Genomic DNA, 24345 nt, shown 5'->3' on the forward strand with positions numbered 1-24345 from the left:
TAGTTTTATATAAATCTATAATAACTCTTTTTTGACCAAAATTGCCAACTTTTCCGCAGCCCCACCTTCACCCCTCACACTGCGTAATTTATGACGAATAGCCTCTAATTTCTCTGGATTTTTTAACAAATCTAAAACCATTTCTCCCACTTCCTCAGGTTGCAATTTACCTACTAATTCTGGTACAATTTCTGCTTGCGCCCAAATATTTGGCCAAGCTAATAAACCCTTATTTTTTGACATCCACCAATTAATTATCTTAGCAAAAAAAGAGCCTAATATCGGTAAATTTGCTAATATTCCTGGTAAACCATCCCAAGAACGCATTGCATCTAATTGTTGCATGGGTAATAATACAATCATGGGTACTGCTAACGCTCCTAATTCTGCGGTATTTGCACCAACTGTAGTTAAACAAATGGAACATTGAGACAATAAATGATAAGCGGGATTTTCTTGTTTTAATTCTACTGTTAAACCTGTAGAAGTTAGGAAATGATTATCTATTAAATCAGCACCTTGAAAATTAAATGCTGTTGTAAATGGGTTATTTTCAGGATTAGCAAAACTGGCTAAAGTTGGTAAATCTAAAGTTGGCGCAACAGGAATAAAAAACTTTGTCTGGGGTAATTTACTGTGAATATATTCAGCAATAGCTAAGGTTAAAGGTACACCTTGAGTTAATTTCGCTGCTTTTGAACCTGGTAAAATTCCAATAATGTTAATTTGAGTTTGGAGATTTTCAATTTTAGATGTGATTTCATTCTCTGCTGCTTCTAACATTAAATCACCAACAATAGTAAATTTATCTGCATATTTTGGAGAAACATTTTTCGCAACTTGTGCTTTCATAATGGCAAATTTATCTATAAAATTGTGCCAACGTGCTTCCCATTCCGCATAAACTACTGTTTTATATCCTAACTTTTTACCAATAATAACGGGAAAAATTTGATCACCACCTAAAAATATAACCACACCTTGATTTCTCCATTGCCAATTTTCGGCGGTTTTTCCCCACAGTAAAAATTGCCAAAAATGTTCTGGTGCTTGAACTCTATCAACCTCTGGATAACCCAAAGCTATAGCAGTTTCTTTACCACTAGCATGAGGACAAGGTGATAATATTACAGAAATTCTGACCTGAGAAATATCATGTCCTAATTGTTCTCGCAATGCTTTGACAACAGGACGTACCCAGGTTGTTACCTCCCCAGGTCCATTGGAAAGAATCAGAATATCTACTGGAGTCATTTAATTATTACCTAATCAGTTATAAAATATGATTATACTGGTATAATGAATGAAAAGAACAAAACGGAATCTATAAATTAGAATCTCAATTAGATATGGTGACAAAGTATCTAAAGTTTTGTATCATAGTTAATCAAATTCATCACAAAATCAAATAACAATGTACTATGGTAATTAGTAGCGTAAATGTGCAATGCTTCCCTTACTGTTTTCAAAGGATGTCAGGTAAGCTACACCCTGATTTACTAATAGCAGAATGTGGCAGCTTTGACCGGTAAACCTAACTGGGTGAAACTAATGTCTAAGGAAAAAAAAGGTAATAAAGAAGCTAAAAAGCCTAAGAAAGATCCCAAGGACAAAAAGGAGAAAAAAGACCCAAACAGATATGATGGTTTAGGTAAGTAAGAAAGATTAACTTGATGAGAATTTCTGGTAAGGTATAATAAGGGTTTTAGGCTATTAGCTTTTAACAGATTAAGGTCATTATCCCTGTAGATAGATGGATAATGACCTTTGATTTTTCAAGTAAATATCAATTTATTATTTATCGATCATTTTCATAAGTTAGTTATATATCTCATTGATGCAAATTGTTAGTTTAAGCTATAATAGACAAATACTATGATTCCCCGCTGTAATATCATGACAACAAAATTACTCCAAAAAGTTATAGAAACAGCTGAAACTTTACCAATAGAAGAACAAAATAATATTCTTCAACCTTGGTTACATGAGTTATAAACACATCAAATTGCTCAATCAAAGCAATCTCAATTTAAGTTATCGGAATTACTTCTTTTACATGAATTAGAAGAATGAAAATAACCTCATAATTGTTACTCGTAATATTAGTGATTTTGGTTTCTCATCTGTTAATGTTTTTAGCCCTTGGGATTAATATTTCATAGGATGGTTAAGATGTTTATTATTCCTCTACCAAATCATCCCTAAATTCAAAACAAAACCCTTTAAAACATCTTCCCCCGAAACCGTAGCAGGAGAATCCAAAACCTCAACCTCCTTACCAGGTCTATAAATTTCCACTTGACGAGATTTGCGATTAATTAATATACCCAAACCCACACCATTATCTATATATTCCTGCATCTTTTCTTGTGTAACTTTTAAACTATCACTAGGAGAAAGTAACTCAATCACAAAATCAGGACAAATAGGAGGAAACTTTTGTTTTTCCTCATCAGTTAAAGCATCCCATCTTTCTAACTTGATCCAAGAAGCATCAGGAGAACGATCTGCACCATTTGGTAACTTAAAACAAGTCGAAGAATCAAAAGCAATGCCAGTACCATCAGCATCAGTCCAATTCATTAATTGTTGAGTGATTCTTGCATTTTTATTTCCCGTTTCTCCTCCCGTTGGTGGCATAATTATTAACTCTCCGTTTGCATTTCTTTCAAATCTCAATTCCCGATTGTTTTGACATAACTGAAAAAACTGCTCATCAGTCATTTCTATTACTGATTTCAACTTGACAGTTAAAGCATTCATTGTCATATCCTCATTGAATGTTTAGGGAGAAATTTTAACTATCCCATATCCTATTATATATTATTAGTTACCAATTAATAGCAACTACCCCAATTTTAGGTAATTCCTAGGTCGCGCAACGCTTACGCACTGCAATAATGTTTCGGAATCCGAATAGAATACAAAATGAATTTTTTGTCAAATAATTAACATTAAAAAGGTGCGTTATATTTCATTAACACACCCTACAAGATCGGCTACTGTGTAGTCTTCAAACTATCACTAGGAGAAAGTAACTCAATTACAAAAAAATTGGGACAAATGAGAGGAAACTTTCTCTTAGTAATGTTTATTTCCGCTTCTGTCTTCCCAATAACGATCTCCTTGTTTTCCTTTAACCCGGCCAAGACAGTTACCAGATACATCGTAGCACTTATATCGGCTTCGGTTCCAATGCACCTTCTTCTCCACTCTCACTGTGGCTGGAGCGTAGATTTCAATAAGTCTTTGTACATCTGGTTTAACACCAAAGTTAGTTAATTGTATCTGAGGTGGATTTTCGTTAGACGTAGAATGTTGAATTGGATCTTGGGATTCACCCTTTCCAACAATGTATTCCAGCGTTTTTACACAGTCAAGGAAAGATGAAATATTACGAGCAACTATCTGTTTTGTTTGAATGTTGATAATTGCGTACCCTGCACCTTCATTGACCACAGCATATTGTCCCTGTACTGTCACATAGGCATTGGTATCTATTTTCTTGAGATCACTCATTTGGCACTCACCAAGCTAAAAAGACGACTATTTTTAATATTCCCTTTTTTTTGCATCCCAAGTCAATCGTAACTCATTCATTACGCTTACGCTCACAATCACACCAATTTTAGGCGAACTGCTTGCAGCAGCGCAACGCTTACGCTCTCCCAACCAACATCCTAAACAGCGATCGCACTACAATGAAATGTTGGGCTGTATATTTAATTTACATCCAAACATGATTCCCTAATTTGATGTTCTAAAGCCTTTATTATTTCTCCTGCTATTGCTTTAATAACAGGAACAGATACAGAATTACCTGCTAATCTACGTACTACAGAATAAGGTAACACAATTTTAAATTCATCGGGAAAACCTTGTAAACGTAGCATTTCTCTATCGGTTAAACGTCTAACGCCGTTAACCACAAGATAATTATAACTACCTCCTGCTCTTAAGGCACATGAATAGGGTAATGCAGAAATATTACCGCCAATATTTTCATGCCAAATAGAAGGAAAAGGAGGATTATCTTTTACTGCATTTAACCGTTTATTCTTTATTTTTTCTGATAAGAAATAACTTCCAGGTATATTGTCGTCATTTTCTAAAATGGTACTAAGTGGTTGGTAATAACCTAATGGTTTTGGAAAATTGAAATCAATAAACTCTAAAAAACCAACTATATAAATTCTCTCTCTTTTTTGAGGCAAGCCAAAATCTAAAGAATTAAGAACTTTATAATAAACGGTATAACCTAGTGCTTTCAATTTATCTAAAATTACTGAAAAAGTTTTACCGTGATCGTGAGTGGTCAATCGTTTTACATTTTCTAATAAAAAAGCCCGTGGTTTTTTAACTTCCAGGATTTTTTCGATATTGAAAAATAAAGTCCCTCTAGTATCAGTAAAACCTAAACCTTTTCCAGCAATACTAAAGGGTTGACAAGGAAACCCCGCTAATAAAATATCATGGTTTGGAATATCAGAAGGCGATATTAAATTAATATCACCATGAGGTTTCTCTCCAAAGTTTGCTTCATACATTACTTGAGCATCTTTATCCCATTCGGAAGTAAATATATTTGTACAATGATAGGCTTCAAAACCGAGTCTAATTCCACCTATCCCAGCAAATAAATCAATTGTTTTATACATTTCATGTTTGGCTAATTACGTTTCTGGTATTTATTTTAACATAATTAGTATAAAGTCATTGAGATGTATCTGTGCTATGTTAAATAAATACTTATATGATTTTACCAAATCATCCCCAAATTCAAAACAAAACCCTTTAAAACATCTTCCCCCGAAACCGTAGCAGGAGAATCCAAAACCTCAACCTCCTTACCAGGTCTATAAATTTCCACTTGACGAGATTTGCGATTAATTAATATACCCAAACCCACACCATTATCTATATATTCCTGCATCTTTTCTTGTGTAACTTTTAAACTATCACTAGGAGAAAGTAACTCAATCACAAAATCAGGACAAATAGGAGGAAACTTTTGTTTTTCTTCATCAGTTAAAGCATCCCATCTTTCTAACTTGATCCAAGAAGCATCAGGAGAACGATCTGCACCATTTGGTAATTTAAAACAAGTAGAAGAATCAAAAACTATACCCTCCTGATTTTCCTCATTCCAAATCCAAAGTTGAGCAGTTATACCCGCATTACGATTTCCCGTTTCTCCTCCTGTTGGTGGCATAATTATTAATTCTCCATTTGCATTTCTTTCAAATCTCAATTCCCGGTTGTTTTGACATAGTTCAAAAAACTGCTCATCAGTCATTTCTATTACTGATTTCAAATTGACAGTTAAAGCATTCATTGTCATATCCTCATTGAATGTTTAGGGAGAAATTTTAACTATCTCATATCTTATTATATATTATTAGTTACCAATTAATAGCAACTACACTAATTTTAGGCGAACTGCTTGCAGAAGCGCTAGTTCCCTCGGTGACGCTCCGCGAACGCTATCGATCTCCCAACTTATTCCTAAATTTTTATCACGACCAATTTTCTAATTTAAGTTCTTCAATTTTTAATAAATCAGAATCATTAGAAACGAGAATTAAATCCCGGAAAATTGCTGTAGCTGCTATTAAAACATCAGCATCTTGGATAGGAGTACCTTTAGCTTTTAATTTGGCATGAATTTCACAGGATTTTTCAATAATTTCTAAATCATCTAAAAATAATACAGGATAATCATTACAAAATCCATGAAAATCTACCAATTGTTTAGTAGCATTGAGAGATATTAAACCTCTTTTAATTTCATAGTAGGTTATACAACTAATAAATATTTCTGCACCGAGAAAGCTTAACTCTTTCAATTTATTATTTATAGTTATATTTTTCTTGAACGCATAACTAACAATACAACACCTGAAGCAATGCGACGTAAGCGGAACACTAACTCACCAAAATCTTTATCAGATGTCAATAATAATGCACCTTCTTGGTTAGCCAAGTCTAGGACTACATCATCGGAAATACCCCGTTCCATTTCCGCAACGTACCAAACAAAATGTCCATCTTGGCGCAAACGGTCAACAAGCTTATCTAGATTCTCGTCTGCTAGAAAGTTCAAGATGCCTTCTCAACAATTGGATAAATTACATCATATCGTAAAGCCTCAGCCGCAAATGCTAAAGCTGCTGGAATTACTTCTGGTGTCAGTCGAGGATGTGATTCTAAGATTTGTTCTGCGGTTTCACCAGCAGCTAATTTTTCTAAAATTAACTCAACTGTAATGCGTGTACCAGCAATTACAGGTTTTCCCATCATCACTTCTGGATCGGATACAATTATTTGTTTAAGCTGCTTTTGCATTATCTTTTCTCATCACTTGCTTCTTCTATGATTACACTCTTTTGGAAGCGATCGCTCTCCCAACGTATTCTTAAATGGCTATCGCTCACAATCACCCCAATTTTACCCAATTTTAAACGAACTGCTTGCAGCAGCGCAACGCTTACGCACCCCAACATTCCCCAATTTTAAACGAACTGCTTGCAGCAGTGCAACGCTTACGCTCTCCCAACTTATTCCTAAATTGCGATTCCTAGGTCGCGCTTCGCTATCACTCTCCCAATTTATACCTAAATGGTGATCACTTCCAACTACCCCAATTTTCAGCGATCACTATTCCAATTAGCGAGATACCAATATCCCAAACAGCGATACCTGGTACAAGCTACATTAACGCTAAAGCACTATATCAAAAAATTGAAAGAAAGGTGCTATCCTAGAAAAATGTGAAAAATAAACACTTAAATTGTATGAAACAAAAAATTAAAAAGATTCATCAAAATACTACACAACTTTCTCTTGTATTAGATTACAAAGATGCACTTAACCAAATCCGTAACTATTTAGCAGGTCAATTAATAGGTGCTACTCGTGATGAAACTTTATTAGAAGAAGTTATTAAATGTTTATTTTGTAAGATTTATCTAAAAAAAGACAAAAATATAGTTATTGACCATAATGCTAATTTAAGTGTTGAACAAATATATCAAAGAACTTTTAAAGAAATTTGCATTTTACTACCTAACTTATTTAATTCTCAAGATAAATTACAGCTAGATCAGAACAGTTTAGATTTTATTGATCAAAAATTAGAAATATTAGATATTAACCAATGGAGTTACGATCCTTTTGGCGATGCTTACGAAGTTTTTACTAGCTCTATTGTTAAGGGAAAAGAAGGACAGTTTTTTACTCCTCAAAATACTATTGACTTATTGGTAGAATTAATTAACCCACAAGCAGGTGAAACAATCATAGATCCTGCTTGTGGTGCTGGAGGTTTTTTACATTCAGCAGCACGTCATCTTATCAACTTAGGGGTTGAATCAGAAGAAGTAAATCAATATGTTTTTGGTATAGATAAAGATAATTACTTAGTTCGTCTTGCTTCAGCTAGATTATCCTTATTTACTAATACATCAGCTAATATATTTTGTGGTGATTCGTTAGCCTGGGATGTAGATCAATCATTGCATGAAAAATTAGGAACTTTTGATATTGTTTTAGCCAATCCCCCATTTGGGACTAGAATTGTTGCAGCTTCTACTAACACTCAAAGAACTTTTGAATTAGGTTATAAATGGCAAATAGATAAAAAAATAGAGAAATTTATTAAATTAAGTGAACTACAATCTTCTGTACCTCCACAAGTATTATTTATTGAAAGATGTCTGTCTTTAGTCAAACCAGGAGGACGTTTAGGTCTAGTAGTTCCAGAAAGTCTAATTTCTAGTAAAACCTATCGCTATGTTATTAATTATATTGAAGATCAGGCAGAAATAAAAGCCGTTATGGGAATGCCAGAAGACTTATTTAAAGTTTCTGGAAAAAGTGGTACTCATACAAAAACTTGTTTATTAGTCTTGCATAAGAAAAAGGAAGCAATACAGCAAACAAGTGGTATTTTTATGGCTGAAGCTAAATTATGTGGACATGATAGCAGGGGACGTAAAAATAGCAGGGATGATCTGCCAACCATTGTCTTAAACTATCGTAAATATAGAGGAAATAACCTAGTTAATTCTAGTTTAGGTTATGAAGTAGATTTTAGCAAAATAACAGATTATATTTTTGCTCCTCGTTATTATAACCCAGAGATAATTAATGAATTGCAAAGATTACAAAATACCCATCATTTGATTCCCATATCTGAATTAATTTCTCAGGGTTTACTAGATGTGACAACAGGTGATGAAGTAGGTAAAGAAAATTATGGAACTGGTGATATTCCATTCGTGAGAACTTCAGATATTTCTAACTGGGAAATCAAAAGAAATCCTAAACATTGTTTAAGTGAAGAAATTTATCGTTCTCTTGCTACTAAACAAGATGTTAGAGAAGGTGACATTCTTATGGTTAGAGATGGAACATATTTAGTAGGACACTGTGCTTATATTACAAAATATGATAAGAGAATAGTATTTCAAAGTCACATTTATAAGTTGAGAATAAAAGATGATTCTAAATTATCTCCCTATTTATTAATAGCAGCTTTAAGTTCTGAACCTGTGATGATGCAAATTAAAGCTAAAAGATTCACTCAAGATATTATTGATTCATTAGGTGATAGACTAGGTGAAATTATTTTACCTATTCCTAAAAACTGTGAACTAAAGGAAAGAATTACACAAATAGTAAAAAGATCCATAGATGATAGAATTGAAGCACGAGAATTAGCCAGACAAGCCTGTATGGAATTGGTTAATTTTTCATCAAAGCAAGTATTATTTTTATAGTGTTAATATCGCACTTCTTGATGATTGATTAATCTGTGAAATTACTATTTTAATAAATGATGATTTGTTTTTTTTGGTGGTGAATCTTGTAATTGTCAGAATCAGGATGTCCAGGATTTGAGGATCTACAGGATGTAATTGCTCATTTGTTTGTTGGTGGTGAATGTTCTAATTGTCTGATAGCGTAGCGTGGCGTTAGCTATATTAGGATAAACAAAATCATCCCCAAATTTTCACCAACAATTATTAAATAACATCCTGTAAATCCTTTAATCCTGGTTATCCTGATTCTGACAAAAAAAATCATAACTGACCACAAACCAATTCTTGCTTATTGATTTATCTGTAATTTTCCTACTTGAAGAAATAACCTTCGCGTAGCGTGTCGAAGACATACCACTCCAGACACAGAGGACACAGAGGAAGAAGATTATAAAGTGGGTTATAAGATCACCGGCTTCTTCTTTGATCATATCAATTAATTATCTGTTATGCTCAGAAGTCGGGGATCTAGTTAGAGCGCAACGCTTACGCACACAACTACCCCAATTTTAAACGAACTGCTTGCAGCAGCGCAACGCTTACGCACACAACCCTAATTTTAGACGATCGCTCTTATTTATGACCTTCATAATGGGGATGAAGGGATAATAAGCCGGAGATTGGGAATATCCAAGAAGTCTTTGATGTTGTGAGTAACTAGCGGTAAGTCATAGCGTAAAGCCGTTGCAGCAATCCAAGCATCTTGTGGAGATATTGGTCGTCCTGCGCTTTGTCGCTTGGCACGAATATACGCCCATTCTCGACAAAGTGATTGATCAACTGGAATAATTAAGTAGTTAGATAGGTATTGTTCTAGTTGTGTTAAACGACTATCTCCCCATTGACGCAAAATTGCCCACTGAAACAGTTCAGCTACGGTCATGAATGACATTGCTAATTGTTGACCAGTTAAATAAGGTAAATAAGGGTCGGCATAATCACTACCTTTGAAGATAAAAGAAGCGATATCAGTGTCAATGAGGTAAAAACTCATGGCGTTTGTTTAAATCACTTCTTGGCGTTGTTGTCGTAGGAAGATGAGAAAATCTTCGATGGAGTCTTCTTCAGGCCAAAAGTCAACAGCAAGATGTTTAAGGTTATGTACAGTGATAGGGGTCTGTGTGGCAAGGAGTTCGTTGAGCGTGGTATCTTGCCAAAACTGATGATTGAGATTTTTAAGATCGGTTTGAGAGTTTGAGGATGAATTGCTTTGAGTAAAGATTTGCAACAGTTGTTGACGTTCTATAGCTGATAGCTGTTGGATAGCAGCGATCGCATTTTCGAGTCGTGAAGTCATAGTGCGGTTTTGTGGTTATATGATTCTATTTTATTTAAACTCAGGAGCGATCGCTCCCAACCCCCTAATTTTAAACGAACTGACAAGTCAGCGCTTGCGCTATCGCACTCCCAACATCCCCAAACAGCGATACCTTCGGTCACCGCAACGCTTACGCTCACAACCCTAATTTTAAACGAACTGCTTGCAGCAGCGCTTACGCTATCGCACCCCAACATTCCCCAAACAGCGAACTGACAAGTCAGCGCTTGCGCTATCGCTCTCCCAACTTATCCCCAAACAGCGATTCCTACGGAGCGCAACGCTTACGCACTACCCCAATTTTAAACGAACTGCTTGCAGCAGCGCTTACGCTATCGCACCCCAACACCCCAAAACAGCGATCGCACTTGTTTTCAACGTTTCCGTCTTAACTGCTCTGACCAATTATTAAGTGAATCTGAAACTTCAACGTATGATTCTACTAAGTAGATATAAAAGGGTGCTGTTTCACATCCAAAGTCATTAGGAAATTTCTGAATCTTAAAAGGAAAGCTTCTATTTTGGTAATTATTGTGACCTTGAATTGCCAAGTTTTCCAATTGTTTTATTTTTTCAATATAATTAACATCGTTAATATAAAACTTAACAATAGCTGCATTTGTTTTACAATACTTATACGATTCAGGAATACGAAAAGACGGTTGCCAAAGACCTTTTATTTCAAAAATTTGTACTTCAGGCACTTCAATGACTTTTCCAAAATAATCCCATGATCTGAAAATATGATAAACTTTAGTTTTGGTTATTAAATAACAGGTATTTTTTGATAAGTATTCCAGAAAACTAAATCTAGTGTGAGCAAAGATACCACAAACAATAAAACTAACTATGACAGAAACAAGAAAGGTTAAAGTTATAGAGGCTATAACAACAAAAAACCAAAGGCTTTTAAGAGTTATCAAATAAATTGAGAATGAAGCAAAGATTCCTATACAAATCCCCCAGAAGAAACCTATTAAAAAAGTTTCTATTGCAGCTAATTTATTCAATTTTTGATTGTATGGATATATTTCATAAATAACCCCAGAACCTTTGCAAATCTGCTTAATTTGATTGAATTCTTGAATAAAATCTGGATGGGATTCAGCTTTCAAGAATTGAATCCAAGGCATTATTTTGCTGAACAGAAAAACTATTATTTCAAAACAATTTTCTACTTTATTAAAAGGAATAAGACCGTAAATAAAGGTCAGTTTTTCATCAAAAAAAGGGGTTTCTTTGCGATGAAATTTTCTAGATGATATTTCTATCAGCGTATTACGCATCATACAAAAAAATTGAGCGATCGCCCAAATTAGAATATGACGAACGTGTTGTAGCATAAGACATCTCCAGAAATTAGGTTTTCGACTAGACAGGTTAAGGGTTTCAGATTCTTTTTCGTATATGTCTATAGTTCATAAGTATTTAATCTTGAAAGCTACGCACATCTATGGTAATTGCTACAGCTTGTGATTTTAGATATGGAACATTCAAAAGATTTACCTTCTAGCTCCTGACCATCATTCCTGGTTCAATAGATGACTCCGATCACTGTTTTATTTTCATTTTTCATGAATCTCCTATAGGTTCGTCAGGTTCATCATCTGGTTCGTCAGGTTCATCATCTAGTTCGTCGGGTTCATCATCTGGTTCGTCAGGTTCATCATCTAGTTCGTCAGGTTCATCATTAGTGCAATCTACTTCGCTACGGCTTACTCCTCCAAACTGTAAGCTAAAATCACCCACAGAAATTGTTATGCCATTAACGTTGGTTGTAGAACTATCACAATTTTCCGCTTCATTAGATTGAGAGTGAGATGATCGAGTGTTCATAGATGTACGTTATCAGCGTATTATACGGAAAAATTGAACGATCGCTGCCCAACTCAAAACCAGAATATCACAATACTGTCAGTATCAATACTTGCTTAAAATTTCTTTATATATCTACACCACCATTAACTGCTATGTAAACAAAATTTAAAAACAGGTGAGAGAACCTGTATTCTTTGTTAAGATTCATTAATAAATGTGTTGTTTTCTATATCATTTTATGTCAGATATAGGACAAAACCCCCACAAAATCGGAGTTTTCTACTAAAAAACTCTTATTGTGGAAGATAATTGAAGTTACAAACGGCCAGATCAACCGCCATGAACTTCGCAGAAATACGCCTAAAAGGAGCTTATTTGAATGTTTACCCAAGTCAAGTCCACTATTAGACATATTGCACCTGACGATTTACGGGGACGTAAATTAATCAAGGTTGTCTATGTCGTGCTAGAATCCCAATACCAAAGTGCATTATCGCAAGCGGTACGGGAAATTAACGCTAATCATCCCAGCGTTGCCATAGAAATCAGTGGATACTTGATTGAAGAACTACGCAACTCTGAAAACTATGAGGAGTTGAAACGTGATATAGCTAGTGCTAATATATTCATTGCTTCTCTAATTTTTATTGAAGACCTAGCACAAAAAGTAGTTGCCGCAGTCGAACCCCATCGTGATAACTTAGATGTATCCGTTGTCTTCCCCTCCATGCCCGAAGTTATGCGCCTCAATAAAATGGGTAGCTTCTCTTTGGCGCAGTTAGGACAATCTAAAAGCGTAATTGCTAACTTCATGAAAAAGCGCAAAGAGAAATCTGGCGCTGGTTTCCAAGACGGAATGTTGAAGTTATTGCGGACTCTCCCCCAAGTGCTGAAATTCCTACCCATGGAAAAAGCACAAGACGCGAGAAACTTCATGCTCAGTTTTCAGTATTGGCTAGGTGGTTCAGCGGAAAACCTGGAAAACTTTTTACTGATGCTGGCTGATAAATACGTACTAAAAGGCGTAGAGAAAGAAAGCTTTGTCGCTGCTGACTATCAAGCTCCAGTTGTTTATCCAGACATGGGTATTTGGCATCCTTTAGCACCAACCATGTTTGAGGATGTGCGAGAATATCTGAACTGGTATTCTGCTCGCAAAGACATTTCTAGTCACCTGAAAGATCCCCTTGCACCATGCGTAGGTTTAGTATTACAACGGACTCACCTCGTTACTGGTGATGATGCCCATTATGTGGCAATTGTGCAGGAATTGGAATCATTAGGGGCAAGAGTTCTCCCTGTATTTGCAGGTGGTTTAGATTTCTCTAAACCAATAGAAGCTTACTTCTATGAACCAATTACCAAAATGCAGTTAATAGACGCGGTAGTATCCTTAACTGGTTTCGCTTTAGTCGGTGGACCGGCTAGACAGGATCATCCTAAAGCCATTGAAGCATTAAAACGGTTAAATCGCCCTTACATGGTAGCCTTGCCTTTGGTCTTCCAAACCACCGAAGAATGGCTAGATAGCGATTTGGGGTTACATCCCATTCAAGTGGCTTTACAGATTGCTATACCCGAACTAGACGGCGCAATCGAGCCTATTATCCTATCAGGTAAAGATGGGGCAACAGGCAGAGCGATCGCTTTACAAGATAGGGTAGAAATAGTCGCTCAACGGGCATTAAAATGGGCGAATCTGCGCCGTAAACCCAAACTAGACAAAAAAGTTGCTATTACCGTTTTCAGCTTCCCCCCTGACAAAGGTAACGTGGGTACAGCCGCATATTTAGACGTATTCGGTTCTATTCATGAAGTCATGAAAGGACTGAGAAACAACGGTTATGACGTGCAGGACATTCCCGAAACCCCCCAAGAGTTGCTAGAACAAGTCATCCACGACGCACAAGCACAATACAACAGTCCCGAACTCAACATTGCTTACAAAATGTCTGTGCCAGAATATGAAGCACTGACACCCTACTCCCAACGCTTAGAAGAAAACTGGGGACCACCTCCCGGAAACTTGAACAGCGACGGCCAAAATCTCTTGATTTATGGGAAACAATTTGGTAATGTGTTCATTGGTGTGCAGCCGACATTTGGTTATGAAGGCGACCCCATGCGGTTGTTATTCTCCCGTTCCGCAAGTCCCCACCACGGTTTTGCAGCATATTACACCTATCTAGAACGGATTTGGGGCGCTGACGCAGTGTTACACTTTGGGACACATGGCTCATTGGAATTTATGCCCGGTAAGCAAATGGGAATGTCTGGTGATTGTTACCCAGATCAACTAATTGGCTCAATTCCCAATCTGTATTATTACGCAGCTAATAACCCCAGTGAAGCTACAATCGCTAAACGTCGCAGTTATGCAGAAACAATTTCTTACCTAACACCACCTGCGGAAAATGCTGGTTTATACAAAGGGTTGAAGGAACTTAGCGAATTAATTGCTTCTTACCAAACTTTGAAAGACACAGGACGCGGTGTTTCCATTGTCAATTCCATCATGGATAAGTGCCGTATTGTCAACTTAGACAAGGATATTCACATTCCTGAAACCGATTCTAAGGATATGACCTCGGAGGAACGGGATAATATCGTTGGTAACGTTTATCGTCGGTTAATGGAGATTGAATCGCGCTTATTACCTTGTGGACTGCACGTGATTGGTAAACCTCCCACTGCCGAAGAAGCGATCGCCACTCTGGTCAATATAGCTAGTTTAGATCGACAAGAGGAAGAAATTCAAGGTTTACCCGGAATTATTGCCAAAAGTCTCGGTCGCAACATTGAGGATATCTACAAAAACAATGATGCCGGAATTTTGGCAGATGTACAACTACTACAAGATATCACCCTCGCTACCCGTGCGGCTGTTACAGCCTTAGTTCAAGAACAAATTGACGCAGAAGGTAGAGTGATAGCGGTTTCCAAGTTGAACTTCTTCAATATGGGGAGAAAAGAACCTTGGGTAGAATCTTTGCACAAATCAGGTTATCCCAAAGTTGATACTTCTGCGTTAAAACCCCTGTTTGAATATTTGGAATTTTGCTTAAAACAAGTTTGTGCAGATAACGAACTTGGTGGTTTATTGCAAGGTTTAGAAGGTGAGTATATTCTCCCCGGTCCTGGTGGTGATCCTATCCGTAATCCTGACGTATTACCCACAGGTAAAAATATCCACGCACTAGATCCCCAATCTATCCCCACATCTGCCGCAGTCCAATCGGCGAAAATCGTCGTGGATAGGCTGCTAGAGCGGAATAAGTCAGAAAATGATGGCAACTGGCCAGAAACCATCGCCTGTGTCCTCTGGGGTACAGATAACATCAAAACCTACGGCGAATCCCTCGCCCAAATTATGTGGATGGTGGGAGTGCGTCCAGTTCCCGATGCTTTGGGACGGGTGAATAAGTTGGAATTGATACCTTTGGAAGAATTGGGTCGTCCTAGAATTGATGTAGTGATCAATTGTTCTGGTGTATTCCGCGACTTGTTCATTAACCAAATGAACTTGCTGGATCAAGGTGTAAAAATGGCAGCAGAAGCTGATGAACCCTTGGAAATGAACTTTGTCCGCAAGCACGCTTTGAAACAAGCGGAGGACATGGGAATAAATCTGCGTCAAGCTGCAACTCGCGTTTTCTCTAATGCTTCTGGTTCTTATTCTTCTAATATTAACTTAGCGGTGGAGAATAGCACTTGGGACAGTGAAGCTGAGTTACAGGAAATGTATTTGAAGCGCAAATCTTTCTCTTTCAATTCTGATAATCCTGGGGTTATGGATGAGTCAAGAGAGATTTTTGAAACGACTTTGAAGACTGCTGATGCAACTTTCCAGAATCTCGATTCTTCGGAAATCAGTTTAACTGATGTTTCCCACTATTTTGACTCAGATCCGACTAAGTTAGTAGCAAGTCTGCGTGCAGATGGTAAGAAACCATCTTCTTACATTGCAGATACAACTACTGCGAATGCACAGGTGAGAACTTTATCAGAAACTGTGCGTTTAGATGCGCGGACGAAGTTGTTAAATCCCAAATGGTATGAGGGGATGTTATCTCACGGTTACGAAGGTGTGCGCGAACTTTCTAAGCGGTTGGTTAATACTACTGGTTGGAGTGCGACTGCTGGTGCTGTGGATAATTGGATTTATGAGGACACAAACGAAACCTTCATCAAAGATGAGGAAATGCAAAAGCGGTTGATGAATCTCAATCCTCATTCTTTCCGCAAGATTGTTTCTACTTTGTTGGAAATGAATGGACGCGGTTATTGGGAGACGAGTGAGGAGAATTTAGACCGGTTGAGAGAGTTGTATCAGGAGGTCGAAAATCGGATTGAGGGTATAGAATAGGTTTAGATGGGCAGGTTTTTTACCTGCCTCCTTAATAATCAGATAAAATTAACAAATAAAAGATAGATGATTCAAACATTTAAAAATAAATCCTTAGAAAATCTGTTTAAAGAAAATTTTAATAAAGGAGTTCCCGCAAATTTAGAAAATAAAATTAGAATCAGACTTGAAGTTATAGACTCAGCTTTAATTGTAGAGGATATTAGATTACCGGGATATGATTTGCATGAATTAAAAGGAGACAGAAAAGGAACTTTGTCAATTAAGGTATCAGGAAACTGGCGGATAACTTTTAAATTTGAAGATGGTGATGCTTATGATGTTAATCTTGAAGATTATCATTAAATCCTGTGTTAATATGATATTAATTGTGTAGAGCTTGTTAACTAACTGTAGTAAAATTTATTAAGGAGTATTGATTATGAATAATTTGCAAGATATTACTCAAGATAGATTAGTAAGACCAATACATCCTGGTGAAGTAATTGCAGATATTTTAGATGATTTAGATATTAATCCTAGCAATTTTGCTGAAATTTTAGGAGTATCTAATCAAACAATTCAGGAAATTATTAATGGTGAAAAATCCATTACAGTAGATATTGCAATTCGTCTTGGTAAAGCTTTAGGAAATGGACATAGACTTTGGTTGAATCTTCAGCAAAAGGTTGATGTCTGGGATGCTTTGCAAAGTCATAAGGAAGAATATAATAAAGTTATGACATTAGTGTAGAATAAATATGAATTTTATTACTCTCTATTTACCTCCATCCATTCAAATATTTGCTTGAGCATCCTTACGCAGTTTATCTTGCTGCAACAACATCAAAAAATAGTCCGCTACAGTATCATAATTGCCAGATTGAAGCTGAATCTCAAGATAAGACTCAAGTTCTTTTGGTATCGCAAAACTCACGTTCATAAGTTTCTAATATGAATAAAATTTTATTAGTATCTTATCATTTTTTATTCTGGTGATGAATTTAGGCGTAAGCGTTGCGCTGCTGCAATCAGTTCGCTTTTTTGTGATGTGTAATTGCGTAAGCGTTACGCTGCTGCAAGCAGTTCGCTGTTTGAGGATGTGGGGAATGCGTAAGCGTTGCGCGACCTAGGAATCGCTTTACTGGTGACAGTATAGAATGTGAAAATCTATTTAGAACTTTACTCATAAACCTTATGGAAAGCAGCGCTCATGCTCAACAATTAGAATTATTTCAATTATTCCAACCGACTAAAATTATAAGTTGTACAAGAAAGTTTACATTTGTAGATTTATTTGCTGGAATAGGTGGATTTAGAATTCCTTTAGAAGAATTAGGAGGAATTTGTTTAGGATATTCAGAAATAGATAAAGAAGCTATTAAGGTTTATAAAAATAATTTTATTAGTGATCATAATGCAGATGAACCATATTTAGGAGATATTACAAATTTAAACAAATTACCTTTTGAAATAGATTTAATAGTTGGTGGTGTGCCTTGTCAACCTTGGTCTATAGCAGGTAAAATGCAAGGTTTAGATGACCCCAGAGGTAAACTATGGCTTGATGTTTTTAGAGTTGTAGAAGTTAATAAACCTAAATCATTTATATTTGAGAATGTCAAGGGTTTAACCGAGCCAAGAAACAGACAAAGTTTAGAATATATACTTAGTAATTTAACATCATTTGGCTATATAGTTAAATATCAGGTGCTAAATTCCTATGATTTTGGTTTACCTCAAGATAGAGACAGAATATTTATTGTTGGTATTAGAAATGATATTGCAAATTATTGGGGGTTTACTTTTCCTAAACCATTAAATAAACGCTTAAAACTTTATGATATAATTCCTGGAATTGAAAAAACTAATTTTCCTAAAAAGAAATTTCCTCCAGAAGTTTTATTTAATGATGGCAAAATTCCAGCTTCTAGAGGCAGATTCCAAAAAATAGATGAATTAAACGATTTCTTTACTTTTGCTGATATTAGAGATGGACATACTACAATTCATTCTTGGGAATTAATAGAAACAAATTATAGAGAAAAGTTAATATGTCAAACTATTTTAAAAAATAGAAGAAAGAAAATTTATGGTGAAAAAGATGGTAATCCTTTAAAATTTGAAGTATTAGAATCTTTAACTTCTAATTTACAGATTGCAGAAATTAACAGCTTAGTAGACAAAGAAATTCTTCGTCTTGTAGAAGGTAAAGGTTATGAATTTGTAAATTCTAAAATTTCTTCAGGTATTAATGGTATTTCTAAAATATTTTTACCTCATGCTGATGCGATTGGAACTTTAACCGCAACTGGAACAAGAGATTATGTGGCTACTATATCTATAGAATGTGAAGAACCTGAAGCATATAAGCAAACATTTATCAAAAAAATTTATCAACCAAAGCGATTTAAACCTTTAACCGCAGAAAATTACGCAAGATTACAAGGATTTCCTAAAAGTTTCAAAATAGCGGATAATGAAAATACAGCCAAACATCAATTTGGTAATGCAGTTTCTATTCCTGTCATTTACCATTTAGCAAAGGCATTGTTAACAATCATTCTATCGGTTTAATTTTGAATATGGCAGCTATTAGTTCAAAAACTCGTGCAGAAATTAAAGGTTATCTAGAAGGTTTTATCAAGGGTCTTATAGATGAGTATAAAAGGCGTAAAATTTTAAAACCTATTTTGCAGAAGCTGAACTTCAAAAACAAAATTACGAATCTGCCATACTTCTTCGTAGTGTAAAAATGGTAATTTATGATGTATAGAAAGAGGTGATTTTTCAATGGATAAATTAACTCAATACCGTCAAATAGTTCAAGAAATATTAAAAGAATATGGTGAAGCACAACCAGCTTACGGCAATATAGAAGTTGAGACGATTTTTGATACACAACGTGATCATTATCAAATAGTTCATGTTGGTTGGGAAGGTCAAAATTGGGTACATAGTTGTATCATTCATATTGATATTAAAGGTGGTAAAATTTGGCTGCAATGGAATGGTACTGAGGATGATATTGCTGCTAATTTAGTAGCTGCGGGAGTGAGTAAAAAGGATATTGTGTTAGGTTTTCAGTCTCCTTTTATGAGGAAGTTTACAGAATATGCTGTGGGTTAATTATTTAAGGAATATTAATTATGAATAATTGGCAAAATATTACTGATGAGAGATTAGCAAGACCAATACATCCAGGTGAAGTAATATCAGATATTTTAGATGATTTAGAAATTAATTATCACGATTTTGCCGAAGTTTTAGGAATATCTTATCAAACAATTCAAGAAATTATTAATGGTGAAAAATCCATTAGGCGCATCTGATGAAAATATATCCTTTGAGCAATTGTGTCAACTCTTGATCAGATTAGGATTTGATGAAAGAATTCGTGGTAGTCACCACATTTTTACAAAACAAGGAGTTGAAGAAATATTGAACCTTCAACCCAAACAAGGAAAAGCCAAAGCATATCAAGTTAAACAAGTCCGGGAAATGTTACTTAAATATCAGCTAGGAGGTTAAGATGACTCTGCGCTATGAAATTAATCTCTATTGGAGTCAAGAAGACCAATCATTTATTGCAGAAGTTCCAGATTTACCGGGATGTGCTGCTGATGGAGAAACTTATCAAGAAGCACTGCAAAATATAGAAATTATTATGCAGGAATGGATAGAAACTGCTCAAGAGTTAGGTCGAAAAATTCCTGAACCTACACAGCGTTTCATGTCAGCTTAACTGATGATTTTGGGATCTGAAAAGAGCGTAAGCGTTGCGCGACCTAGAAATCGCTTTTATTGGATATAAAAGATATAATAGACTCAAGGAGTATATAATTAGTGATATTCAGAATTGGGAGCAAGAACCGTGATAGATGGTAAAGCTATTTCTATTTCATTATTTACAGGTGCTTATGGTCTAGATTTAGGATTAGAACAAGCAGGTTTTCACACTGTAACTGTAGTAGAAAAAGATCGTGATGCTGTCAAAACTATTGCTCTTAATCGTCCCTTTCTTCAAGAAAGTGCTATTCCCAGAGAAATACAAAATGTTAGTTCTCAAGAATTACTGCAAGAAGGAGGAAGAGTTTTCAATTTAGGCCGTGCTTTACAACCTGGTGAAGTAGATTTAGTCACAGGTGGTCCCCCATGTCAACCATTTAGCACCGCAGGAAAAAGAGGTTCAGTTATGGACCTTCGCGGTAGTTTATTTATGGATTTTATTCGCATTGTTAAAGAAGTCCAACCCCGTTTTTTCTTAATGGAAAATGTTAAAGGTTTGCTTTCTGCTCCTCTGCGTCACAGACCAATTAATCAACGCAGAAAAGATTACCCACCTTTAGAACCTGATGAAATGCCTGGTTCTGCTTTAAAAGTGGTATTATCAGAAATGCAAGCAATAGAATATAACGTAGTTTACAACCTTTTAGAAGCAGCAGATTATGGAGTACCACAAAATAGAGAACGTGTAATATTTATTGGTTCACGAGATGGGGAAATTGCTACATTTCCTATTCCCCAATATTGCAAAGATGGAAAAACTTTACCTAAATGGAGGACATTAAAAGACGCTCTCACTGGGTTAGTTGATGCAGAACCAGAATATATGTCTTATTCAGAAAATCGTTTAAAGTATTTGAAATTATTAAAAGCTGGACAAAACTGGAGATATTTACCAGAAGAGTTAAAAAAAGAAGCAATGGGAGGTGCTTACAATTCTGGAGGTGGAAAAGTTGGTTTTTATAGAAGACTATTCTGGGATAAACCTTCACCAACAATTACTACAAGTCCCCATCAAAAAGCTACAGATATGTGCCATCCTGTAGAATTACGTTGTTTAACTGTGCGGGAGTCTGCAAGGATTCAAACATTTCCAGATGATTGGATTTTTTATGGTTCTGTAAGTTCTAAATATAAACAAATTGGTAATGCAGTTCCTGTATTACTTGCGAAGGAAATTGGTAGTTATCTCTTTAACTTAATTCATGGAAACAAATCGAAGGGTAAAGAGATAGCTGAACAATTATCACTTTTTTATTTATAGAAAAGTGTCTATTTTGTAGCCAATTCAGCAAAAGATTTATCAATTTTCTGTAACATATCTCGTATATGATTTTCAACTAGATCATAATCCATACAAATCATATTCCAAAGTTTTGGGGTTTGGAGGTGCGATCGCGCGCATGAGAAACAACAAGCCAAATTTGTGTGGTGGAAGCAGTGTCATAATTAACCTGGCTACGGCTATAATTACATGATATACATCATAATCCCCTCCTCGCAAGCGGGGAGGGGGTTGAGGGTGGGGTTCTTGTATCTCACTGAATGGAGAATCCCTATACCAATTACCAATCACCAATTACCAAATTAAGTCAACGCTTCTGCACCACCGACAACTTCCAGTAGTTCCTGGGTAATTGCGGCTTGACGAGCTTTGTTGTAAGACAAAGATAGAGTTTTAATCAACTCACCCGCGTTATCACTAGCGTTACTCATCGCTGTCATCCGTGCTGCTAGTTCACTAGCCGCTGATTCTTGTAATGCCCGTAATAACTGATTGCTCAGATATAAAGGTAGCAAAGAATCCAGGATTTGCACTGGATCTTGTTCAAAAATCATATCGCGGGGTAAAGGAGCAACTGTACTAGTTACCTTTTCCCGTTCTACTTGGAATTGACCACCACGGGTAGTTAAACGGAAAATTTCATCATCCGCTGCTTCTAAACCCTGGGTATCCAAAGGGAGAAGGGTTTGGACTACAGGACGAGAACTAACCAAGGAGACAAATTTTGTATAAACTAGCTCAATCCGGTCTACTTTTTCAGAAAGGAATAGAGAAAGCAGTTCATCAGCGATATTGGTCGCTTCGGCGGCGGTAGGAATTTGTTCTAAACCGCTGTAGGTAGCATCAATAGGCTGATTCCGGCGTTGAAAGTATTGGGTAGCCTTACGTCCGACTAATACATAAGTATAGTCTATACCTTCAGCTTGAAGTTCTTTGGCACGGTTCTCAGCGCGACGGATGACGTTACTGTTGTAACCACCACATAAACCGCGATCGCCCGTAATTACTAACAAGCCGACTGATTTAACTTCGCGTTTTTTCAGTAGGGGTAAGTCCACATCTTCAAAACGCAGTCTGGTTTGTAAGCCAAATAATACTTGTGCTAAACGGTCAGCAAAGGGACGGGTAGCAATTACCTGTTCTTGAGCGCGACGAACCCTGGCCGCTGCAACAAGCCGCATAGCTTCCGTGATTTTCTTGGTGTTTTTGACCGACTGAATGCGATCACGTATTGATTTGAGATTAGCCATAATCCGATTTTAGATTTTAGATTTTAGATTTTAGATTCGGAATTTCGGATTTTAGATGAGACTCATCTGCAAAAAACATCAAATCCCTGTATTCTATGGGCTGATATTTAATTTCGGGACGAGTCTATTTAATCCAAAATCCAAAATCCAAAATCCAAAATTTTTACGCTGCTGCTTGGAAGGTCTTTTTGAACTCGGTTAGCGCTGCTTTCAAAGCAGTTTCTTCTGCATCACCGAGAACTTTTGTTCCTTGTACGCCTTGGTAATAAGCGGTATTAACATTCTTCAGGTAATCACGTAAACCTCTAACAAAGGTAGTTACTTGATTAACTGCAATGTCATCTAAATAACCATTAATACCAGCGTAAAGAACTGCTACTTGTTCAGCGACGGAAAGAGGGTCGTTTTGAGGCTGTTTTAACAATTCCCGTAAACGCGCACCACGAGCCAACTGATCTTGAGTAGCTTTATCTAAATCAGAAGCGAATTGAGCGAAAGCTTGTAAGTCATCAAACTGAGCCAATTCCAGTTTAATTTTCCCAGCAACTTTTTTCATGGCTTTGGTTTGAGCCGCAGAACCTACGCGGGATACAGAGATACCGGGGTTAACAGCGGGACGGATACCAGAGTTAAACAAGTCAGAAGACAAGAAAATCTGACCGTCAGTAATAGAAATTACGTTGGTAGGAATATATGCGGATACGTCACCAGCTTGGGTTTCGATAATTGGTAAAGCAGTCATACTACCTTTACCCAATTCGTCGCTCAATTTAGCAGCGCGTTCTAATAAGCGGGAGTGGATGTAGAATACATCTCCAGGATAAGCTTCCCGACCGGGTGGACGACGCAACAGCAAGGACATTTGGCGGTAGGCCTGTGCTTGCTTAGAAAGGTCATCGTAAATAATTAAGGTCGCTTTGCCTTTGTACATGAAATACTCAGCAATACTAGCACCGGTGTAGGGAGCTAAGTATTGTAAAGTAGCTGGGTCACTGGCGTTAGCTGCTACAACTACGGTGTAGTCCATAGCGCCTTTTTCTTGTAAGGTTTGGACTACGTTAGCAACGGTGGAAGCTTTTTGACCGACAGCTACGTAAACGCAAACAACATCTTCACCCTTTTGGTTAATGATGGTATCAATAGCGATCGCTGTTTTCCCGGTTTGTCGGTCACCAATGATTAATTCCCGTTGACCACGGCCGACGGGAATCATGGAATCAATAGCGGTGATCCCTGTTTGCATCGGTTCATGGACGGAGCGACGAGCGATAATACCAGGGGCGGGGGATTCAATTAACCGACTTTCGGTGGTTTTGAGATCACCTTTACCATCAATGGGACGACCTAAAGCATCTACAACCCGACCAATTAAAGCTTCACCCACAGCTACTTGGGCGATTTTACCGGTAGCGGTGACGGAGCTACCTTCTTGAATGTCCCGACCTTGACCCATCAATACCGCACCGACGTTATCTTCTTCTAAGTTTTGGGCGATACCAATGGTGCCATCTTCAAATTCTAGGAGTTCCCCAGCCATAGCTTTTTCCAAGCCATAAATCCGGGCAATCCCGTCACCAACTTGTAACACTGTACCAACGTTAGCAACTTTAACCTCTTGGTCGTATTGCTCGATTTGTTGTTGGATAATGCTGCTGATTTCGTCTGGTCTAATGGAAATGCTCATTTGTCGTGCTAATTAGTTTCACAAAGAAGTTAATGAT

28 protein-coding genes and 1 pseudogene are annotated in these 24345 nt (G+C 36.7%); 12 read left to right on the forward strand and 17 right to left on the reverse strand.

Annotated features, from left to right (window positions below; genetic code table 11):
* Nucleotides 1–15: 15 nt before the first annotated feature.
* A complete protein-coding gene (locus tag FFO06_RS00825; protein ID WP_137906332.1) occupies nt 16–1254 on the reverse strand; it encodes a glycosyltransferase family protein in 1239 nt (412 codons plus the stop codon).
* Between the two features lie 258 nt (nt 1255–1512).
* On the opposite strand from FFO06_RS00825, the gene FFO06_RS21035 reads away from it, so the two are divergent.
* Nucleotides 1513–1659, forward strand: a complete 147-nt coding sequence (locus FFO06_RS21035) for a hypothetical protein (RefSeq protein WP_162501152.1) — start codon at nt 1513–1515, stop codon at nt 1657–1659.
* Between the two features lie 528 nt (nt 1660–2187).
* Here FFO06_RS21035 and FFO06_RS00835 read toward each other — a convergent pair.
* The 9 genes and pseudogenes from FFO06_RS00835 to FFO06_RS21040 all read right to left on the reverse strand — a co-directional run bounded on the left by FFO06_RS00835 (nt 2188) and on the right by FFO06_RS21040 (nt 6503).
* A complete protein-coding gene (locus FFO06_RS00835) occupies nt 2188–2763 on the reverse strand; it encodes a Uma2 family endonuclease (RefSeq protein WP_137906333.1) in 576 nt (191 codons plus the stop codon).
* A 239-nt stretch (nt 2764–3002) separates the two neighbouring features.
* Nucleotides 3003–3083, reverse strand: a pseudogene (locus FFO06_RS22405) (Uma2 family endonuclease); the annotation flags it as partial.
* Nucleotides 3082–3519 (reverse strand): hypothetical protein, encoded by a 438-nt coding sequence (locus tag FFO06_RS00845; RefSeq protein WP_137906334.1) that lies wholly within the window; start codon nt 3517–3519, stop codon nt 3082–3084. The gene FFO06_RS00845 and the pseudogene FFO06_RS22405, both read right to left, overlap by 2 nt.
* A gap of 203 nt (nt 3520–3722) precedes the next feature.
* Nucleotides 3723–4658 (reverse strand): DNA cytosine methyltransferase, encoded by a 936-nt coding sequence (locus tag FFO06_RS00850; RefSeq protein WP_137906335.1) that lies wholly within the window; start codon nt 4656–4658, stop codon nt 3723–3725.
* A 101-nt stretch (nt 4659–4759) separates the two neighbouring features.
* On the reverse strand, nt 4760–5335 hold the full coding sequence (locus tag FFO06_RS00855; RefSeq protein ID WP_137906336.1) for a Uma2 family endonuclease: 576 nt from the start codon (nt 5333–5335) through the stop codon (nt 4760–4762).
* A 181-nt stretch (nt 5336–5516) separates the two neighbouring features.
* Nucleotides 5517–5846 carry a PIN domain-containing protein gene (locus FFO06_RS00860; RefSeq protein ID WP_199290978.1) on the reverse strand — a complete coding sequence of 110 codons (330 nt, stop codon included), beginning with the start codon at nt 5844–5846 and terminating at the stop codon, nt 5517–5519.
* 14 nt (nt 5847–5860) lie between these two features.
* The gene (locus FFO06_RS00865) at nt 5861–6103 is read right to left on the reverse strand and encodes a DUF5615 family PIN-like protein (RefSeq protein WP_137906338.1); all 243 of its coding nucleotides are present in this window, start codon (nt 6101–6103) and stop codon (nt 5861–5863) included.
* Nucleotides 6100–6345 carry a DUF433 domain-containing protein gene (locus FFO06_RS00870; RefSeq protein ID WP_137906339.1) on the reverse strand — a complete coding sequence of 82 codons (246 nt, stop codon included), beginning with the start codon at nt 6343–6345 and terminating at the stop codon, nt 6100–6102. Before FFO06_RS00870 ends, FFO06_RS00865 begins: the two co-directional genes overlap by 4 nt.
* Entirely contained in the window at nt 6345–6503 is a 159-nt protein-coding gene (locus FFO06_RS21040; protein ID WP_162501156.1) for a hypothetical protein, read from the reverse strand. Before FFO06_RS21040 ends, FFO06_RS00870 begins: the two co-directional genes overlap by 1 nt.
* Nucleotides 6504–6794: 291 nt before the next feature.
* On the opposite strand from FFO06_RS21040, the gene FFO06_RS00875 reads away from it, so the two are divergent.
* The gene (locus FFO06_RS00875) at nt 6795–8780 is read left to right on the forward strand and encodes an N-6 DNA methylase (RefSeq protein WP_137906340.1); all 1986 of its coding nucleotides are present in this window, start codon (nt 6795–6797) and stop codon (nt 8778–8780) included.
* A gap of 628 nt (nt 8781–9408) precedes the next feature.
* Here the strand turns inward: FFO06_RS00875 and FFO06_RS00880 are convergent.
* The 4 genes from FFO06_RS00880 to FFO06_RS21045 all read right to left on the reverse strand — a co-directional run bounded on the left by FFO06_RS00880 (nt 9409) and on the right by FFO06_RS21045 (nt 11976).
* Nucleotides 9409–9816, reverse strand: a complete 408-nt coding sequence (locus FFO06_RS00880; RefSeq protein WP_028083800.1) for a type II toxin-antitoxin system VapC family toxin — start codon at nt 9814–9816, stop codon at nt 9409–9411.
* A gap of 9 nt (nt 9817–9825) precedes the next feature.
* A complete protein-coding gene (locus tag FFO06_RS00885) occupies nt 9826–10119 on the reverse strand; it encodes a hypothetical protein (RefSeq protein ID WP_137906341.1) in 294 nt (97 codons plus the stop codon).
* Between the two features lie 395 nt (nt 10120–10514).
* Nucleotides 10515–11483: a hypothetical protein gene (locus tag FFO06_RS00890; protein WP_137906342.1), complete on the reverse strand. Its 969-nt coding sequence runs from the start codon at nt 11481–11483 to the stop codon at nt 10515–10517.
* Nucleotides 11484–11712: 229 nt separating this feature from the next.
* Nucleotides 11713–11976, reverse strand: coding sequence for a hypothetical protein (locus FFO06_RS21045; protein WP_162501158.1), 264 nt, complete (start codon nt 11974–11976; stop codon nt 11713–11715).
* A gap of 2 nt (nt 11977–11978) precedes the next feature.
* Here FFO06_RS21045 and FFO06_RS21050 point away from each other — a divergent pair, with 2 nt between their 5' ends.
* The 4 genes from FFO06_RS21050 to FFO06_RS00910 all read left to right on the forward strand — a co-directional run bounded on the left by FFO06_RS21050 (nt 11979) and on the right by FFO06_RS00910 (nt 17057).
* The gene (locus FFO06_RS21050) at nt 11979–12116 is read left to right on the forward strand and encodes a hypothetical protein (RefSeq protein WP_162501159.1); all 138 of its coding nucleotides are present in this window, start codon (nt 11979–11981) and stop codon (nt 12114–12116) included.
* Nucleotides 12117–12337: 221 nt separating this feature from the next.
* Complete coding sequence (locus tag FFO06_RS00900) at nt 12338–16324, forward strand: magnesium chelatase subunit H (protein WP_137906343.1); 3987 nt, start codon at nt 12338–12340, stop codon at nt 16322–16324.
* A 66-nt stretch (nt 16325–16390) separates the two neighbouring features.
* Complete coding sequence (locus FFO06_RS00905) at nt 16391–16669, forward strand: type II toxin-antitoxin system RelE/ParE family toxin (RefSeq protein WP_137906344.1); 279 nt, start codon at nt 16391–16393, stop codon at nt 16667–16669.
* A gap of 76 nt (nt 16670–16745) precedes the next feature.
* The gene (locus FFO06_RS00910; protein ID WP_137906345.1) at nt 16746–17057 is read left to right on the forward strand and encodes a HigA family addiction module antitoxin; all 312 of its coding nucleotides are present in this window, start codon (nt 16746–16748) and stop codon (nt 17055–17057) included.
* Between the two features lie 42 nt (nt 17058–17099).
* On the opposite strand, the gene FFO06_RS21760 is transcribed toward FFO06_RS00910, so the two are convergent.
* Nucleotides 17100–17246 (reverse strand): hypothetical protein, encoded by a 147-nt coding sequence (locus tag FFO06_RS21760; protein WP_236097043.1) that lies wholly within the window; start codon nt 17244–17246, stop codon nt 17100–17102.
* 254 nt (nt 17247–17500) lie between these two features.
* On the opposite strand from FFO06_RS21760, the gene FFO06_RS00915 reads away from it, so the two are divergent.
* The 6 genes from FFO06_RS00915 to FFO06_RS00945 all read left to right on the forward strand — a co-directional run bounded on the left by FFO06_RS00915 (nt 17501) and on the right by FFO06_RS00945 (nt 21353).
* Nucleotides 17501–18880, forward strand: a complete 1380-nt coding sequence (locus FFO06_RS00915; RefSeq protein ID WP_137906346.1) for a DNA cytosine methyltransferase — start codon at nt 17501–17503, stop codon at nt 18878–18880.
* A gap of 216 nt (nt 18881–19096) precedes the next feature.
* Complete coding sequence (locus FFO06_RS00925) at nt 19097–19432, forward strand: XisI protein (protein WP_137906347.1); 336 nt, start codon at nt 19097–19099, stop codon at nt 19430–19432.
* 20 nt (nt 19433–19452) lie between these two features.
* Nucleotides 19453–19635 (forward strand): helix-turn-helix transcriptional regulator, encoded by a 183-nt coding sequence (locus FFO06_RS00930; RefSeq protein ID WP_137906348.1) that lies wholly within the window; start codon nt 19453–19455, stop codon nt 19633–19635.
* On the forward strand, nt 19607–19834 hold the full coding sequence (locus FFO06_RS00935; RefSeq protein ID WP_137906349.1) for a type II toxin-antitoxin system HicA family toxin: 228 nt from the start codon (nt 19607–19609) through the stop codon (nt 19832–19834). Before FFO06_RS00930 ends, FFO06_RS00935 begins: the two co-directional genes overlap by 29 nt.
* A gap of 1 nt (nt 19835) precedes the next feature.
* Nucleotides 19836–20048 carry a type II toxin-antitoxin system HicB family antitoxin gene (locus tag FFO06_RS00940; protein WP_137906350.1) on the forward strand — a complete coding sequence of 71 codons (213 nt, stop codon included), beginning with the start codon at nt 19836–19838 and terminating at the stop codon, nt 20046–20048.
* Nucleotides 20049–20177: 129 nt separating this feature from the next.
* Nucleotides 20178–21353, forward strand: a complete 1176-nt coding sequence (locus FFO06_RS00945; RefSeq protein WP_137906351.1) for a DNA cytosine methyltransferase — start codon at nt 20178–20180, stop codon at nt 21351–21353.
* 323 nt (nt 21354–21676) lie between these two features.
* Here the strand turns inward: FFO06_RS00945 and FFO06_RS00950 are convergent, their stop codons facing one another.
* Together FFO06_RS00950 and atpA are read right to left on the reverse strand one after the other, a co-directional pair.
* A complete protein-coding gene (locus FFO06_RS00950; RefSeq protein ID WP_137906352.1) occupies nt 21677–22624 on the reverse strand; it encodes a F0F1 ATP synthase subunit gamma in 948 nt (315 codons plus the stop codon).
* Nucleotides 22625–22787: 163 nt separating this feature from the next.
* Nucleotides 22788–24308 carry a F0F1 ATP synthase subunit alpha gene (atpA, locus tag FFO06_RS00955; protein ID WP_028084038.1) on the reverse strand — a complete coding sequence of 507 codons (1521 nt, stop codon included), beginning with the start codon at nt 24306–24308 and terminating at the stop codon, nt 22788–22790.
* Nucleotides 24309–24345 lie beyond the last annotated feature (37 nt).

It is taken from the genome of Dolichospermum planctonicum, assembly GCF_005402965.1.
Classification (GTDB): Bacteria; Cyanobacteriota; Cyanobacteriia; order Cyanobacteriales; family Nostocaceae; genus Dolichospermum; species Dolichospermum planctonicum.

Excerpts from the sequence above, each read along its gene's own strand:
- FFO06_RS00825 (WP_137906332.1), bottom strand. The coding sequence starts at position 1,254 with ATGACTCCAGTAGATATTCTGATTCTTTCCAATGGACCTGGGGAGGTA.
- FFO06_RS00835 (WP_137906333.1), bottom strand. The coding sequence starts at position 2,763 with ATGAATGCTTTAACTGTCAAGTTGAAATCAGTAATAGAAATGACTGAT.
- FFO06_RS00845 (WP_137906334.1), bottom strand. The coding sequence starts at position 3,519 with ATGAGTGATCTCAAGAAAATAGATACCAATGCCTATGTGACAGTACAG.
- FFO06_RS00850 (WP_137906335.1), bottom strand. The coding sequence starts at position 4,658 with ATGTATAAAACAATTGATTTATTTGCTGGGATAGGTGGAATTAGACTC.
- FFO06_RS00855 (WP_137906336.1), bottom strand. The coding sequence starts at position 5,335 with ATGAATGCTTTAACTGTCAATTTGAAATCAGTAATAGAAATGACTGAT.
- FFO06_RS00870 (WP_137906339.1), bottom strand. The coding sequence starts at position 6,345 with ATGCAAAAGCAGCTTAAACAAATAATTGTATCCGATCCAGAAGTGATG.
- FFO06_RS21040 (WP_162501156.1), bottom strand. The coding sequence starts at position 6,503 with ATGTTGGGGTGCGTAAGCGTTGCGCTGCTGCAAGCAGTTCGTTTAAAA.
- FFO06_RS00875 (WP_137906340.1), top strand. The coding sequence starts at position 6,795 with ATGAAACAAAAAATTAAAAAGATTCATCAAAATACTACACAACTTTCT.
- FFO06_RS00880 (WP_028083800.1), bottom strand. The coding sequence starts at position 9,816 with ATGAGTTTTTACCTCATTGACACTGATATCGCTTCTTTTATCTTCAAA.
- FFO06_RS00885 (WP_137906341.1), bottom strand. The coding sequence starts at position 10,119 with ATGACTTCACGACTCGAAAATGCGATCGCTGCTATCCAACAGCTATCA.
- FFO06_RS00890 (WP_137906342.1), bottom strand. The coding sequence starts at position 11,483 with ATGCTACAACACGTTCGTCATATTCTAATTTGGGCGATCGCTCAATTT.
- FFO06_RS21045 (WP_162501158.1), bottom strand. The coding sequence starts at position 11,976 with ATGAACACTCGATCATCTCACTCTCAATCTAATGAAGCGGAAAATTGT.
- FFO06_RS21050 (WP_162501159.1), top strand. The coding sequence starts at position 11,979 with ATGTACGTTATCAGCGTATTATACGGAAAAATTGAACGATCGCTGCCC.
- FFO06_RS00900 (WP_137906343.1), top strand. The coding sequence starts at position 12,338 with ATGTTTACCCAAGTCAAGTCCACTATTAGACATATTGCACCTGACGAT.
- FFO06_RS00905 (WP_137906344.1), top strand. The coding sequence starts at position 16,391 with ATGATTCAAACATTTAAAAATAAATCCTTAGAAAATCTGTTTAAAGAA.
- FFO06_RS00910 (WP_137906345.1), top strand. The coding sequence starts at position 16,746 with ATGAATAATTTGCAAGATATTACTCAAGATAGATTAGTAAGACCAATA.
- FFO06_RS21760 (WP_236097043.1), bottom strand. The coding sequence starts at position 17,246 with ATGAACGTGAGTTTTGCGATACCAAAAGAACTTGAGTCTTATCTTGAG.
- FFO06_RS00915 (WP_137906346.1), top strand. The coding sequence starts at position 17,501 with ATGGAAAGCAGCGCTCATGCTCAACAATTAGAATTATTTCAATTATTC.
- FFO06_RS00925 (WP_137906347.1), top strand. The coding sequence starts at position 19,097 with ATGGATAAATTAACTCAATACCGTCAAATAGTTCAAGAAATATTAAAA.
- FFO06_RS00930 (WP_137906348.1), top strand. The coding sequence starts at position 19,453 with ATGAATAATTGGCAAAATATTACTGATGAGAGATTAGCAAGACCAATA.
- FFO06_RS00935 (WP_137906349.1), top strand. The coding sequence starts at position 19,607 with ATGGTGAAAAATCCATTAGGCGCATCTGATGAAAATATATCCTTTGAG.
- FFO06_RS00940 (WP_137906350.1), top strand. The coding sequence starts at position 19,836 with ATGACTCTGCGCTATGAAATTAATCTCTATTGGAGTCAAGAAGACCAA.
- FFO06_RS00950 (WP_137906352.1), bottom strand. The coding sequence starts at position 22,624 with ATGGCTAATCTCAAATCAATACGTGATCGCATTCAGTCGGTCAAAAAC.
- atpA (WP_028084038.1), bottom strand. The coding sequence starts at position 24,308 with ATGAGCATTTCCATTAGACCAGACGAAATCAGCAGCATTATCCAACAA.